Source organism: Bradyrhizobium sp. SPXBL-02 (assembly GCF_051853065.1).
Lineage (GTDB): Bacteria > Pseudomonadota > Alphaproteobacteria > Rhizobiales > Xanthobacteraceae > Bradyrhizobium.
On record NZ_CP182474.1, the window covers coordinates 4399950 to 4413045 of the forward strand.

Below are 13096 nucleotides of genomic sequence, written 5' to 3' on the forward strand. Positions count from 1 at the left end.
CTGCGGTCGATGGCGCGTCGGCCGCTGTGGGGATGTTCCGTGATCAAGGTGCTCGACGAACACGAACGCACGATGGCGTTCGCCGAGGTGGCGCTCGGCCAGATCCGATCGCTGCGACAGACCGCCATTCCCCGCAATTACGAGATTTGGTACGTCTACGCGACCGGCTACAACGCACCGCTCAACAAGATCATCAATGAGACGCTGGCGCGCAGCGGCAAGCTGACCGAAGCCGATCTCGAGCAGATCTACGAGACCTATCTCTCCCACATCAAGACCACCGACCGCATCGACAAGGTCGGCGCGCGCGTCGTCGGCGAGATCGACGACGTGGTGAAGGTGCTCGGCGAGGCGCTCGGCATGACCGGGGCCTACGATACCAGCCTCTCGGGTGCGACCGAGAAACTGTCGTCGGCCGAGAGCCGCGACCAGATCAAGGCGATCGTCGAGACCCTGCTGCGCTCGACCAGCGAGATGCGCGAGGCCAACAAGGCGCTGGAAGACCGTCTGACGCTGTCGAAGAACGAGATCAGCAATCTCCAGCAGAGCCTGGAGGCGATCCGCGCCGAGAGCCTGACCGATCCGCTCACGGGCCTGGGAAATCGCAAATATTTCGACCGCATGATCGGCATGGCCGTGCAGAGCGCGCTCGCCTCGGGCGAGCCGCTGTCGCTGCTGCTGTTCGACATCGATCACTTCAAGTCGTTCAACGATTCCTACGGCCATCTCACCGGCGACCAGGTGCTGCGGCTCGTCGGCCTTTCGCTCAAGCAGACCATCAAGGGCCAGGACATCACCGCGCGCTACGGCGGCGAGGAATTTGCGGTGGTGCTGCCCAACACCGCGATGCGCCAGGCGCTCACGGTGGCCGATCACATCCGCCGCGCCGTGATGGCGAAGGAATTGAAGAAGAAATCGACCGGCGAGATCCTCGGCCGCGTCACCATCTCCGTCGGCGTTTCCATGCTGAGGGATGGTGACGACACCGACGCGCTGATCGAGCGTGCGGACGCCTGCCTCTACGCCGCCAAGCGCAACGGCCGCAACCGCGTGATCTGCGAAGCCGATCCGGAATTTGCGATCGAGAGCCACAGCCGGGTGGCGTGACGTTCATCCTCGCATTTGTAGGGTGGGTTAGCGCAGCGTAACCCACCTCTTGTCTATCAAGATGGATGAAGTGGTGGGTTACGCTGCGCTAACCCACCCTACGCAGCGCCTTCTTGGCAACCTTCTTCGCCAGACGCTTCTTCGGCGCAACCTTCTTCGCCGCCGGCTTCTTCGCCTTCGGTCGTTTCTTCACCTTGGCGCGCTGCGCCGCGGCGAGCGCCGCCCTCGCCCATTGCGCCAGCTCTGCGGAATCATCGAACAGGCGCGCCGGCAGCTCCCAGTAGGAATTCACCACCACGGTCTTGGCGCGGGTCGAATACTGGAACGGCTTCGAGCCTTCGGCTTCGAAATCGGGAATGGTCGTCTCGTCGGCGCGGAAGAACAGGCCGGCGCGCAGTGACAGCGCGAAATTGACGCCGTCGGCGGAGATGCCGAAGCCCGAGAACATTTTTCGGATGGTGACCGGGCCGAAATCGGCGAACAGGTCGATCAGGAATTCGCGGTCCATCGGAGGCTACCCTGCGCAAGCAAGTGAGCCTTCATAGCATTTCCGTCATTGCGAGCGAAGCGAAGCAATCCAGACTTCCGCCGCGGAGGCAGTCTGGATTGCTTCGTCGCCAGCGCAAAATTGCTTCGCAATTTTGTCGCGGGCTCCTCGCAATGACGGTGGAGAGATTACCCGTCGATCTTGGCCGGCCGCAGCTCGACCGATTCGCCGCAGCCGCACGCGGAGATCTGGTTGGGATTGTTGAAGACGAACTGGGCCTGCATCTTGTCGGCCTTGTAGTCCATCTCGGTGCCGAGCAGGAACAGCACGGCCTTGGGATCGACCAGGATCTTGACGCCCTTGTCCTCGACGACCTCGTCGGTCGGGCGGATCTCGTGGGCGTATTCGACCGTGTAGGACTGGCCGGCGCAGCCGCCGTTCTTGACGCCGACGCGCAGGCCCACGATCTCGGAATCGGCGCGCTGGGTCAGCTCGGTGATGCGCTGGGCAGCAGCGTCCGTCAGCCGCATCACCTGCGGGCGCGGCCGCCGCGGCTTCGGAGTGGAGGATGCTGATGTCGCCTGGGTCATGTTGTCTATGTGGTCCCGTTGCGGAGCGAATTCAATGCGGGCCGAGGCCGTCACCACATGTTCAGCACGAGGCGCGCCTCGTCGCTCATGCGCTCGGGCGACCACGGCGGCTCCCAGACGACCTTGACGTCGACCACGCCGACGCCGGGGACGCTGGCGACCGCGTTCTCGACCATGGTCGGCAGCTCGCCGGCGGCCGGGCAGTTCGGCGTCGTCAGCGTCATCTGGACGTCGACCGAGCGGTCGTCCTTGATCTCGACCTTGTAGATCAGGCCGAGCTCGTAGATGTCGGCCGGAATTTCCGGATCGAACACGGTCTTGAGCCCGGCGATGATCTCGGTGGTGAGACGCTCGGTCTCCTCCGGCGGCAGCGCCGAATGAGTCTCCATCGGATTGGCTTTGATTTCGGCCGTGTCACTCATGCGAACAAATCCCGCGCCTTCAGCAGCGCCTGTGCCAGATGATCGACTTCTTCCCGCGTATTATACATGCCGAACGAGGCCCGGCAGGTGGCCGTGACGTTGAACCGCTCTAAAAGCGGCATGACGCAATGGGTGCCGGCGCGCACCGCGATGCCCTGGCGGTCGATCACGGTGGCGACGTCGTGGGCATGCGCGCCCTTGAGCTCGAAGGAGATCACCGGGCCCTTGCCCCGCGCCGTGCCGATCAGCCGCAGCGAGTTGATCTCGCGCAGCTTCTCCTGGGCGTAGGCGGTGAGATCGGCCTCGTGGGCGGCGATGCGCTCCTTGCCGATCGAATTGACGTAGTCGATGGCGGCGCCAAGGCCGACGGCCTCGACGATCGCCGGCGTGCCGGCCTCGAACTTGTGCGGGGGATCGCCATAGGTGACGACCTCGCGCGAGACCTCGCGGATCATCTCGCCGCCGCCATTGAAGGGACGCATCGCGACGAGGTGGTCGTACTTGGCCCAGAGCACGCCGATGCCGGTCGGGCCATAGACCTTGTGGCCGGTGAAGACGTAGAAGTCGCAGCCGATGTCCTGGACGTCGACCGGCAGATGCACCGCGCCCTGGCTGCCGTCGACCAGCACCGGAATGCCGCGGGCATGGGCGATCCTGACGACGTCCTTGACCGGCACGATGGTGCCGAGCGCGTTCGACATCTGCGTGATCGCGACCAGCTTGGTCTTCGGGCTCAAGAGCTTCTCGAACTCGTCGATGAGGAAATTGCCCTCGTCGTCGACCGGCGCCCACTTGATCACCGCACCCTGGCGTTCCCTCAGGAAGTGCCAGGGTACGATGTTGGAGTGGTGCTCCATGATGGAAATGACGATCTCGTCGCCTTCCCCGATATTGGGGCCACCCCAGGAGGACGCGACCAGGTTGATCGCCTCGGTCGCATTGCGGGTGAAGATCACTTCCTCGGTGCGCGCAGCGTTGATGAACTGCGCCACCTTGGCGCGGCCGCCTTCATAGGCCTCTGTCGCGGCATTGGCGAGGTAGTGCAGGCCGCGATGCACATTGGCGTATTCGGACGTATAGGCCTGCGTCATGCGGTCCAGCACGGCGCTCGGCTTCTGCGCCGAGGCGGCGTTGTCGAGATACACGAGCGGTTTGCCGTAGACCTGCATGGCGAGCGCCGGAAAATCCTGGCGCACGCGCGCAACGTCATAGGCCCCGTTCTTGACCGCCGGATGCGTGCTCATGACCGCCGCTCCAGCCAGCGCTCGGCGATGCCGATCACGTGCTCGCGCAAGGTATCATCGGCGATCTGCTCGATCGCCTCGCCGACGAAGGCCTGGATCAGCAGCGCCTGGGCCTGCTTCTCCGGCAGGCCGCGGGCCTTCAGATAGAACAGCAGGCTCTCGTCCAGCGCGCCGGCGGTCGCGCCGTGGCCACACGAGACGTCGTCGGCAAAGATTTCCAGCTCGGGCTTGTTGTCCGCTTCGGCCTCGTCCGACAGCAGCAGCGCCCGGGTCATCATCTTGCCGTCGGTCTTCTGCGCGTCGGGGCGGACGATGATGCGGCCCTGGAACACCGAATGGGCGCGGTCGTCGATCACGGCGCGGAAGATCTCGCGGCTGACGCAATTCGGCACGGCATGGTCGACCACCAGCGTGGTGTCACCGTGCTCGGTTTTCTTCAACAAGTTGACACCGTTGGCCGAGAGCTCACTGCCCTCGCCGGCCAGCGTGATGAAGCCCTGAAGACGGCTCACCGCGGCGCCCGTGGTCATGTTGAAGAAATTGAACTTCACATTGGCGCCGATGGTGACGAACTGCGAGGTGACGTTCACCGCGTCGGGCGCGTCGTCCATCAGGCGGATATGTGCGACGTCGGCGTTGTCGCCGACCGAGACGATGACGGCGTCGTTGACCTGGTAGGCCTTGGCTTCCGCCGCAACAAAAGTCTCGACGATGGTGACGCGAGCGCCCTTCCCGACTGCGATCTGTGAGCGGGTGAACGCCGAGGTCGACGCGGCGGTCGCGATGTGGATGATCTGGATCGGCGCGGACAGCTGGGCGCCATCCGCAATCGACAACACGACGCCGTCGGTCGCCATTGCTGCGTTCAGCGCGATCACCGCATCAGTGGATGCGGTCTTCAGGAGGCTAGCGTCCTTCTCCAGCGCCTCATGCGAAGTCTCAAAGCCCGCCTCGGCGACGAGCGCCTTCACGTCGGAAAGCTCGGCTGCGAACACGCCGTCGACCAGCACCAGCTTGCGGGCGCCCGCGATGGCATGCGCCTTGACCGCGTCCGCGGCGCGCTTCAGCGCGGCGGAATCGGGCGCGGCTGCCAGCGGCAGCATCTCGCCGACCAGCGCGCGCAGGTCGGTGTATTTCCATTCCTCGATCCGGCGGTGCGGCAGGCCGAGACGCTCATAGGTCTCGAACGCCTCGCGGCGCACTGCTGCCACATCAGGCGAACCCGGCAAGCGGCCCTCGGCGCTGGCGAAGAGATCGCTCACCGCGCGGCCGCTCCCGGTCTTTGCCACAGCAACGTTCATCTTGAAAATTCCTTACGCGGCATCCTCGAACTGGGCGTAGCCGGAGGCTTCCAGCTCCAGCGCCAGATCCTTGCCGCCGCTCTTCACGACGCGGCCCCTCGACATCACGTGCACGAAATCAGGCACGATGTAGTTGAGCAGCCGCTGATAGTGGGTGATGACGACCATCGCACGCCCCGGCGAGCGCAGCGCATTGACGCCGTCGGCCGCGATCCGCAGCGCATCGATGTCGAGACCGGAATCCATCTCGTCGAGGATACACAGGCTCGGCTCGAACAGCGCCATCTGCAGCACCTCGTTGCGCTTCTTCTCGCCACCGGAGAAGCCGACATTGACGCCGCGCTTGAGCATGTCCTGCGGGATGTTCAGCGACTTCGAGACTTCGCGGACCTTCTTCAGGAAGTCCGGCACCATCAGCTCGCTCTCGCCGCGCGCCTTGCGCTGCGCATTGAGCGCAGTGCGCAGGAAATTCATGGTGGTGACGCCGGGAATCTCGACCGGATATTGGAACGCCAGGAACACGCCCTTGGCGGCGCGCTCGTCCGGATCCATCTCCAAGAGGTCCTCGCCCCTGAACAGGATCTGGCCGTCGGTGACCTCGTAGCCGGGCTTGCCGGCGATGACGTGCGAAAGCGTCGACTTACCGGAGCCGTTCGGCCCCATGATCGCGTGCACCTCGCCCTCGTTCACGGTCAGCGTCAGGCCGTGGAGGATCTCACGCTCCTCGACACGAACCTTGAGGTCTTTCACTTCAAGCAAAGCCATCTTGGTATCCAGTCTATTCAATTCAATTGATGTTGGTGCGCGAGGCGCGCGCCGCGAGGATCGGCGATTAGCCGACCGACCCTTCGAGCGAGATCGAGATCAGCTTCTGCGCTTCCACCGCGAATTCCATCGGCAGCTGCTGCAGCACGTCCTTGACGAAGCCGTTGACGACGAGGCCGACCGCTTCTTCCTGGCTGAGCCCGCGCTGGATGCAGTAGAACAGCACGTCCTCGGAGATCTTCGAGGTCGTCGCCTCGTGCTCGAACGTCGCCGAGGAGTTCTTGGCCTCGATGTACGGCACGGTGTGCGCGCCGCATTTGTCGCCGATCAGCAGCGAATCGCAGGCGGTGAAGTTGCGCGCCCCGGTCGCTTTCCGATGCGCCGTGACGAGACCGCGATAGGTGTTCTGCGACTTGCCGGCGGCAATGCCCTTGGAGATGATGCGGCTCGACGTGTTCTTGCCGAGATGGATCATCTTGGTGCCCGAATCGACCTGCTGGAAGCCGTTCGAGATCGCGATCGAGTAGAACTCGCCGCGGGAGTTGTCGCCGCGGAGAATGCAGCTTGGATATTTCCAGGTGATCGCAGAGCCGGTCTCGACCTGGGTCCAGGAAATCTTGGAATTGGCGCCGCGGCAGTCGCCACGCTTGGTGACGAAATTGTAGATGCCGCCCTTGCCTTCCGAATTTCCGGGGTACCAGTTCTGCACCGTCGAATATTTGATCTCGGCATCGTCGAGCGCGACGAGTTCGACCACCGCGGCATGCAGCTGGTTCTCGTCGCGCTGCGGCGCGGTGCAGCCCTCGAGATAGGAGACGTAGGAGCCCTTGTCGGCGATGATCAGCGTACGCTCGAACTGGCCGGTGTTGCGCTCGTTGATGCGGAAATAGGTCGACAGCTCCATCGGGCAGCGCACGCCCGGCGGCACGTAGACGAACGAGCCGTCGGAGAACACCGCCGAGTTCAGCGTCGCATAGAAATTGTCCGAGGTCGGAACCACCGAACCCAGATATTTCTGCACCAGCTCAGGATGCTCGCGGATCGCCTCGGAGATCGGCATGAAGATCACGCCGGCCTTCTTCAGCTCGGCCTTGAACGTGGTCGCAACCGAGACCGAGTCGAACACGGCGTCGACCGCGATCTTGCGGCGGGCCGGGTCTTCCTCGCCGGGCTTGGGTTCGACGCCTTCGAGCATGGCGACTTCCCGCAAGGGGATGCCGAGCTTCTCGTAGGTCTTCAGGATCTCCGGATCGATCTCGTCCAGTGAGGAGACCGTCTTCTTCGGCTTCGGCGCCGCGTAGTAATAGAGGTCCTGGAAGTCGATCTTGGGATAGTCGACGCGGGCCCAGGTCGGCTCGGTCATGGTCAGCCAGCGCCGATAGGCCTCCAGCCGCCACTGCAGCATCCAGGCGGGTTCGTTCTTTTTCTGCGAGATGAATTTTACGATCTCTTCCGACAGCCCCTTCGGGGCCTTCTCGGTGTCGATCAGGGTCTCAAACCCATAACGATACTGGTCGACGTCGATGCGCTTCACGCGCTCGACCGTCTCTTGTACGGCTGGCATTCCATCCTCCGCTCGCGGTTTCAAGGACCGCGGTGGATCAAACTTGGACGAGTATTACGATATTTCTCCGCGGAAAGCACGGGCTTAGAACCGTTCAAGCCGTGTTTCGTCGCTCATCTCTTAAGTAGGGTATTACCAAGCTTTCGCCAAGCCTCTAACGCCCGATTGATGTCCTCCGGTTCCGTGGACCAGCCCAGACTGAGACGCACCGCTCCCTGGGCCACCGCGGGATCATAGCCCATCGCCGACAGGACGTGAGACGGCTGGACCTTTCCGGAGGAGCAGGCGGAGCCGGAGGACACCGCGATTCCCTCCAGATCGAACCCGATCACGGCGGTTTCGGCCTTCAAGCCCGGCGCGGTGAAAAGGGCGGTATTTGGCAACCGCGCCACCTCTGTCGCAAAGACGGTCGTCCCGGGTACGTCACGAAGGCCATTTTCCAAACGATCTCTGAGGCTTGCCATGCGCTTCACATCCTCCGGCAGAGCCTGAAGCGCAGCCTTTACCGCGGCCCCGAAGCCGGCGATCCCGGCAATGTTCTCGGTTCCGGCCCGACGGTTGAGCTCCTGCCCGCCGCCCCGCAGCACCGGCTCAAGGCCGCTTATCCCCTCGGTCAGCGCCAGGGCGCCGACCCCCTTGGGACCGCCGATCTTGTGCGCAGAAAAGGTGGCAAGGTCGGCGCCTACCGAATTGATATTGAAGGGCATTTTTCCCAGCGCCTGGATCGCATCGACATGCAGGAGGCCGCCGGCCTCGTGGACGATGCTCGCAGCCTCCGTGACGGGCTGAACGGCGCCCGTCTCGTTGTTGGCGGCCATGATCGAGACCAGGGCTGGCGGGCCGTCCTTCAGCTCCCGCTTCAACTGATCGAGGTCGACCACGCCGGAGCGCGTGACCTGGATCAGGCCGATCTTGTCCGCCGGGAACCGGCCGCCGGCCAGCACCGAGGCGTGCTCAACCGCCGAGACCAGCAGCCGCGCGACAGGTCCGCCGGACGGACCCCGCAAGCCCGGCGAGAGCGCCAGCGCATTGGCCTCGGTTCCAGCTGAGGTGAAGACGACGTTGCGCGGCTGCGCCCCCACCGCGGCCGCAAGCGTCGCGCGAGCTTCTTCGACCAGCCGCCGCGCCTCCCGCCCCTCGGCATGGACCGAGGAGGGATTGCCGACCAGGTCGAAGGCCGCAACCATCGCCGCCCGCGCCTCGGCGCGCAGCGGCGTGGTCGCATTCCAGTCGAGATAGACACGGTTCGGCATCTCGCCCTCTTAGCACCTTTTGTCGTCCGGCCAATCGGAGGGTGGGCACTCGTCAGGCCGGCTGCCGTTCCACCCTTCGCACCGTTCGCGGCACCGCCCGCAATCCAAACAGCGGCCGCAGCCAGGCAACGCGCCGGACAATCTCATAGGTCGCCACACATGTGAGCGCGGTCCCAGCGATGACAATCAGCGCTTCGGTCCCGGCCGGCAGACCGCTGTCGTGCAATTGGTGCGCGATCACGATGATCGCGGTCTGGTGCACGATGTAATACGGGAAGATCGCGTCGGTGAGATAGCGCCGCGCCGGGCTGTCGGCGGTGAGATGGCGCCGCGCTAAGCCCAGCACGGCGGCGATCGCGAGCCATTGATAGCAACCATAGGCCGAGGCCGCGGCCCACTTCAGCGCAGGCGACGGCGCAAACAGGCCCGCGCGTACCAGGATGAAGGCAGAGAAGCAGGCGACGGCCGCCAGCAGGGCCACGAAGCGCTGACGCTCCAGTTCGCGCCAGATTCCCTCCTGCCGGGCCAGCAGGAAACCGATCAGGAAGGCCGTCGCGTGATCCGCGTGGTTATACCAGTCGCCGAACAGCGCGTGCGTCGACGGGAAAGCCGGGAACAGCACCAGGCGCCAGGCCGCAAACAGCAGGCAGGGCCCGATCAGCAGCCATGGCCCGGCGAGCATGCCAGCAAGCTTACGGCCAATCCAGTCAGCTCCCGCCGGCCACAGCGCGAGCACGCCGATCAAGGCCATCGTGTAGACCCAGAGATAAACCACGAACCAGAGATGGTTCCAGGTCGGCAACACGATGCACGGGTTCGGACAGAACTGCGGGCCGAAGGCAAAGTAGTGCCTGGTGTAGAAATCGAGGAAGCCGGCGGGATAGCCGAGGCTTTCGACGATCTGGAGATAGGCCTGCGGCGGCACGATCACGAGCATCCCGAAGATCAGCGGGATCAGGAGCCGCGCCGATCGCGCAGCCGCGAGCGAGGCCAGGCTGGACTTGCCGAGCATGAAGCGGGTGGCAACCCCGGACACCAGGAACAGCAGCGACAGCCGCCAGGGGTTGAGGAATAGCATCACCGGTTCCAGCCAGGTTAGCCGGTGCGCGCTCTTGATGTGGAATCCCCAGGACACGTAGAGCATGCCGACGTGGTAGAAGATCAAGAGCCCGAAGGCTAAAATCCGCACCCAGTCCAGGTCGATACGTCTTTCCGAGCTTTGGAATTGCTGTGGTGTTGTCATGGTTTTCTGCTCCTTGACGGGACGACGAACGCGGTTTTGGGGCCAGGGCTGACATCGAAAATGGCTGACACCGAAAATGCTCCGCCTGCGGCGCGCGTCGAGCCGGTTTGGGATCAGAATCGGACGCGAGGGGATGAGCCGCCGGCAGCTGGGACGAGTCGCGGGTCTTTTGGGATCAGCGGCGGCGACCGGATGATGTTCGCAGCGATTGCGGCCGTCGCGCTCGCGATCGGAATCGTCAATGCGTTTTCCGGCGCGCAGGACGCGGCCTGGCGTGGCGACAGCTACGACATCGGCCGTCGGCTGTTCTGGGAGATGTCGAGCATCGCCGTCATCCTGCTGTTGCTGCCGATCCTGATCTTGGCGGTCCGCCGCATGCGCCGGACACCGGGCCTCGCTGCACAGGCGGCAATCGGGGCGATCGCCCTGCTCGGCTTCTCCACCCTCCACATCACCGGCATGGTCTGGGTGCGAAAGCTCGCGCTATGGCTCGCCGGCGGCGCCTACGATTTCCGTTTCTCGCTCGCGACCGTCCTGTACGAATTCCGGAAAGACGCCGTGGCCGTTGTCCTGATCGGCGCCACGATCTGGCTGCTCGAAAGCCGGCGTGAGCTGAAGAGGGCCGCGATCGCTTCGTCAGCGCCGCCCGCCCCGCAGCCCCCGTCTCCCGATCTGATCTGGCTGCGTGACGGCACCAGCCGCATTCGCGTGGTGCCGCGCGACATCCTCTGGGTGGCGTCCGCCGGCAACTACATCGAATACAGCCTCGCCGACGGCACCCAGCATCTCATCCGGGGCACGCTGGCGGCGGCGGAAAGCGAGCTGGCGCGCTTTTCCATCGTTCGCGTTCATCGGACCAAGCTTGCCAATCTCGACCGGGTGCGCGGCGTGGACCTCAAGCCGTCAGGAGATTTCGAGCTTGCCTTCGACAACGGCCAGACCCTCGGCGGCAGCCGGCGTTACCGGTCGACCGTCGCCGCGCTCGGAAGCCGAACCGCCCCGGCGGGAAGCGCCACCGGCGATCAATAAACAATCGTGATTCCAATCGGTTGAGCGCTGCCCTCCGGCGCAGCGGGCAACCCCTGCCGGCTCCGGTTGATTCAGGCAGGTCCCTGATCCTGGGAGGCGGGCCGGAGATGACAGCACAATGACCGGCTAAGCTGTTGAGCTGATTGAGAGATGTCGAAGAAGCTTGCTTTTTGACCCTGGCCTCGTGTTAGAAGCGCGCGTCAGTTCACCCGCGCGCCACTCGCGCATCATCCGAGGGCGCGCCTCTCCACCTTTCATCCGTGCTCTCGTCGGCGGCAACGCTGCGACAGCCACAATCGACGATTGCGCAGGGATCACCTCCAAGGGACTTAAATCAGAGATCATCGATGCCTGAAGTCATTTTCACCGGCCCTGCCGGCCGCCTCGAGGGCCGCTATCACCCGGCCAAGCAGAAGAACGCGCCGATCGCGATGATCCTGCATCCGCATCCGCAGTTCCACGGCACGATGAACCATCAGATCGTGTACCAGTGCTACTACGCCTTCGCGCATCGCGGATTCTCGGTGCTGCGCTTCAATTTCCGCGGCGTCGGCCGCAGCCAGGGCTCGTTCGACCATGGCACCGGCGAATTGTCGGATGCAGCCGCCGCGCTCGACTGGGCGCAGACCATCAATCCCGAGGCGCGCGCCTGCTGGGTCGCCGGCTTCTCCTTCGGCGCCTGGATCGGCATGCAGCTCCTGATGCGCCGCCCCGAGGTCGAGGGCTTCATCTCGATCGCGCCGCCGGCCAACCTCTACGACTTCTCGTTCCTCGCGCCTTGCCCGTCCTCAGGCCTGATCGTTCACGGCGAGAAGGACGCGGTGGTGCCGCCCAAGGACGTCAACACGCTGGTCGAGAAGCTGAAGACGCAGAAGGGCATCGTGATCGACCAGCAGATCATCCCCGGCGCCAACCACTTCTTCGACTCCAAGCTCGAGCCGCTGATGGAAACCATCACGGCCTATCTCGACATGCGCCTCGCCAACGTGCGGTGAAGGCTGCGGCTCAAGCGAGCTTGAGCGCGACGATCCCCATCAAGACGAGCGCGATGCCGGCAAGCTTCATCGCGCTCAAGGTCTCGCCGAACAATACGACGCCCATGATGAAGGTGCCGGCCGCACCGATGCCGGTCCACACCGAATAGGCGACGCCGACCTCGAGCACCTTCAAGGCGCGTCCGAGCAGGAATACGAAAGCAGCGAGCAGCACGAGCGAAACAACGCTCCAGCCTGTCCGCGTGTAGCCTTCCGCGTACTTCATCGAGATCGCCCAGCCGACATCGAGCGCGCCGGCGATCACCAGCAACAGCCAGGCCAGGGATTGCGACATGCGCTCAGGCCGCGAGCTTGAGCAGATGCGCGTCGTGGCGAACGAGGAAGGCGCGCAAGAGTTGCGGATAGTCCACGCCAACCGCGCCGCGCACGCTCGGACGCTTTGCGAGCTCGGCGCGCCAGGCGCGCACCTTCGGCACGTCGCGGAAAATGCCGTGCTCGGTCAATTCGTCGAACAGATCGAAATAGCGGAAGACCGGCGCGAACACGGCATCGACGAGACTAAAGGCGTCACCGGCAAAGAACGGCCCCGCGCCGAGCGCGGCCTCGACACGCGCGAACTTTGCGACCAGCGCCTGGCGCTTGCTTTCGAACGTCGCCGCGTCGGTCGTCGTTTCCAGGCCCCAGAGGTCGCCGAGGATCGCCGAGCCGAACTCCATCCAGGCACGGTGCTCGGCCCGCTGCAACGGATCCGCCGGATGCAGCCTGCTGCCTGCTTGCGTCTCCTCGATGTACTCGCAGATCACGTTGCTCTCGAACAGCGCGACCTCGCCCCTCTCGGTCGTCACCACCAGCACCGGCACCTTGCCGAGCGGCGAGAGCTTCAAGAACCAGTCCGGCTTGTTGGCGAGATCGATGTCGATCCGCTCGAACGGCACGCCCTTCTCCTTCAGCGCGATCACCGCGCGCTGCACATAGGGACAAAGCTTGTGGCTGATCAGTTTCAGTGAAGCGGTCATGGCAACGATCCCGGCGGTTAGATGCAACTGCATCAAATATAAATGCAGCTGCATCTACCCGTCAAGGTCAATGCATTTGC

General features: G+C 64.2%; 14 protein-coding genes. 3 read left to right on the top strand and 11 right to left on the bottom strand.

The features are described from left to right. Window positions 1-39: 39 nt before the first annotated feature. The gene (locus tag ACNJYD_RS20585) at window positions 40-1107 is read left to right on the top strand and encodes a GGDEF domain-containing protein (protein WP_439363160.1); all 1068 of its coding nucleotides are present in this window, start codon (window positions 40-42) and stop codon (window positions 1105-1107) included. Window positions 1108-1195: 88 nt separating this feature from the next. Here the strand turns inward: ACNJYD_RS20585 and ACNJYD_RS20590 are convergent, their stop codons facing one another. The 9 genes from ACNJYD_RS20590 to ACNJYD_RS20630 form a co-directional block, all read right to left on the bottom strand. After that, window positions 1196-1615, bottom strand: coding sequence for a TfoX/Sxy family protein (locus ACNJYD_RS20590; protein ID WP_439363161.1), 420 nt, complete (start codon window positions 1613-1615; stop codon window positions 1196-1198). 167 nt (window positions 1616-1782) lie between these two features. Beyond that, window positions 1783-2124, bottom strand: coding sequence for a HesB/IscA family protein (locus ACNJYD_RS20595; protein ID WP_025036042.1), 342 nt, complete (start codon window positions 2122-2124; stop codon window positions 1783-1785). 110 nt (window positions 2125-2234) lie between these two features. Beyond that, window positions 2235-2606, bottom strand: a complete 372-nt coding sequence (locus tag ACNJYD_RS20600; protein WP_063683732.1) for an SUF system Fe-S cluster assembly protein — start codon at window positions 2604-2606, stop codon at window positions 2235-2237. After that, window positions 2603-3850, bottom strand: a complete 1248-nt coding sequence (locus tag ACNJYD_RS20605; protein WP_212258581.1) for a cysteine desulfurase — start codon at window positions 3848-3850, stop codon at window positions 2603-2605. Before ACNJYD_RS20605 ends, ACNJYD_RS20600 begins: the two co-directional genes overlap by 4 nt. Next, entirely contained in the window at window positions 3847-5151 is a 1305-nt protein-coding gene (gene sufD / locus ACNJYD_RS20610; RefSeq protein ID WP_439363162.1) for a Fe-S cluster assembly protein SufD, read from the bottom strand. Before sufD ends, ACNJYD_RS20605 begins: the two co-directional genes overlap by 4 nt. 12 nt (window positions 5152-5163) lie before the next feature. Then, window positions 5164-5916, bottom strand: a complete 753-nt coding sequence (gene sufC / locus ACNJYD_RS20615; RefSeq protein ID WP_172788691.1) for a Fe-S cluster assembly ATPase SufC — start codon at window positions 5914-5916, stop codon at window positions 5164-5166. A gap of 67 nt (window positions 5917-5983) precedes the next feature. Then, on the bottom strand, window positions 5984-7480 hold the full coding sequence (gene sufB, locus ACNJYD_RS20620; protein ID WP_172788690.1) for a Fe-S cluster assembly protein SufB: 1497 nt from the start codon (window positions 7478-7480) through the stop codon (window positions 5984-5986). Window positions 7481-7593: 113 nt separating this feature from the next. Further along, on the bottom strand, window positions 7594-8733 hold the full coding sequence (locus tag ACNJYD_RS20625) for a cysteine desulfurase family protein (RefSeq protein ID WP_439363163.1): 1140 nt from the start codon (window positions 8731-8733) through the stop codon (window positions 7594-7596). Window positions 8734-8785: 52 nt separating this feature from the next. Next, window positions 8786-9976, bottom strand: coding sequence for an acyltransferase family protein (locus ACNJYD_RS20630; protein WP_439363164.1), 1191 nt, complete (start codon window positions 9974-9976; stop codon window positions 8786-8788). Window positions 9977-10171: 195 nt separating this feature from the next. Here ACNJYD_RS20630 and ACNJYD_RS20635 point away from each other — a divergent pair, with 195 nt between their 5' ends. Both ACNJYD_RS20635 and ACNJYD_RS20640 read left to right on the top strand, forming a co-directional pair. Next, window positions 10172-11005 carry a LytTR family DNA-binding domain-containing protein gene (locus ACNJYD_RS20635; protein ID WP_439363165.1) on the top strand — a complete coding sequence of 278 codons (834 nt, stop codon included), beginning with the start codon at window positions 10172-10174 and terminating at the stop codon, window positions 11003-11005. 347 nt (window positions 11006-11352) lie between these two features. Further along, complete coding sequence (locus tag ACNJYD_RS20640; protein WP_025036034.1) at window positions 11353-12000, top strand: alpha/beta hydrolase; 648 nt, start codon at window positions 11353-11355, stop codon at window positions 11998-12000. 10 nt (window positions 12001-12010) lie between these two features. Here the strand turns inward: ACNJYD_RS20640 and ACNJYD_RS20645 are convergent, their stop codons facing one another. Further along, window positions 12011-12334: a DMT family transporter gene (locus ACNJYD_RS20645; RefSeq protein WP_172788686.1), complete on the bottom strand. Its 324-nt coding sequence runs from the start codon at window positions 12332-12334 to the stop codon at window positions 12011-12013. 4 nt (window positions 12335-12338) lie between these two features. Next, a complete protein-coding gene (locus ACNJYD_RS20650) occupies window positions 12339-13016 on the bottom strand; it encodes a glutathione S-transferase family protein (RefSeq protein WP_439363166.1) in 678 nt (225 codons plus the stop codon). Window positions 13017-13096 lie beyond the last annotated feature (80 nt).

What these genes read in the sequence shown, in the direction of transcription:
- ACNJYD_RS20590 (WP_439363161.1), bottom strand. Translation starts at nt 1,615, where the DNA reads ATGGACCGCGAATTCCTGATCGACCTGTTCGCCGATTTCGGCCCGGTC.
- ACNJYD_RS20595 (WP_025036042.1), bottom strand. Translation starts at nt 2,124, where the DNA reads ATGCGGCTGACGGACGCTGCTGCCCAGCGCATCACCGAGCTGACCCAG.
- ACNJYD_RS20600 (WP_063683732.1), bottom strand. Translation starts at nt 2,606, where the DNA reads ATGAGTGACACGGCCGAAATCAAAGCCAATCCGATGGAGACTCATTCG.
- ACNJYD_RS20605 (WP_212258581.1), bottom strand. Translation starts at nt 3,850, where the DNA reads ATGAGCACGCATCCGGCGGTCAAGAACGGGGCCTATGACGTTGCGCGC.
- sufD (WP_439363162.1), bottom strand. Translation starts at nt 5,151, where the DNA reads ATGAACGTTGCTGTGGCAAAGACCGGGAGCGGCCGCGCGGTGAGCGAT.
- sufC (WP_172788691.1), bottom strand. Translation starts at nt 5,916, where the DNA reads ATGGCTTTGCTTGAAGTGAAAGACCTCAAGGTTCGTGTCGAGGAGCGT.
- sufB (WP_172788690.1), bottom strand. Translation starts at nt 7,480, where the DNA reads ATGCCAGCCGTACAAGAGACGGTCGAGCGCGTGAAGCGCATCGACGTC.
- ACNJYD_RS20625 (WP_439363163.1), bottom strand. Translation starts at nt 8,733, where the DNA reads ATGCCGAACCGTGTCTATCTCGACTGGAATGCGACCACGCCGCTGCGC.
- ACNJYD_RS20630 (WP_439363164.1), bottom strand. Translation starts at nt 9,976, where the DNA reads ATGACAACACCACAGCAATTCCAAAGCTCGGAAAGACGTATCGACCTG.
- ACNJYD_RS20635 (WP_439363165.1), top strand. Translation starts at nt 10,172, where the DNA reads ATGTTCGCAGCGATTGCGGCCGTCGCGCTCGCGATCGGAATCGTCAAT.
- ACNJYD_RS20640 (WP_025036034.1), top strand. Translation starts at nt 11,353, where the DNA reads ATGCCTGAAGTCATTTTCACCGGCCCTGCCGGCCGCCTCGAGGGCCGC.
- ACNJYD_RS20645 (WP_172788686.1), bottom strand. Translation starts at nt 12,334, where the DNA reads ATGTCGCAATCCCTGGCCTGGCTGTTGCTGGTGATCGCCGGCGCGCTC.
- ACNJYD_RS20650 (WP_439363166.1), bottom strand. Translation starts at nt 13,016, where the DNA reads ATGACCGCTTCACTGAAACTGATCAGCCACAAGCTTTGTCCCTATGTG.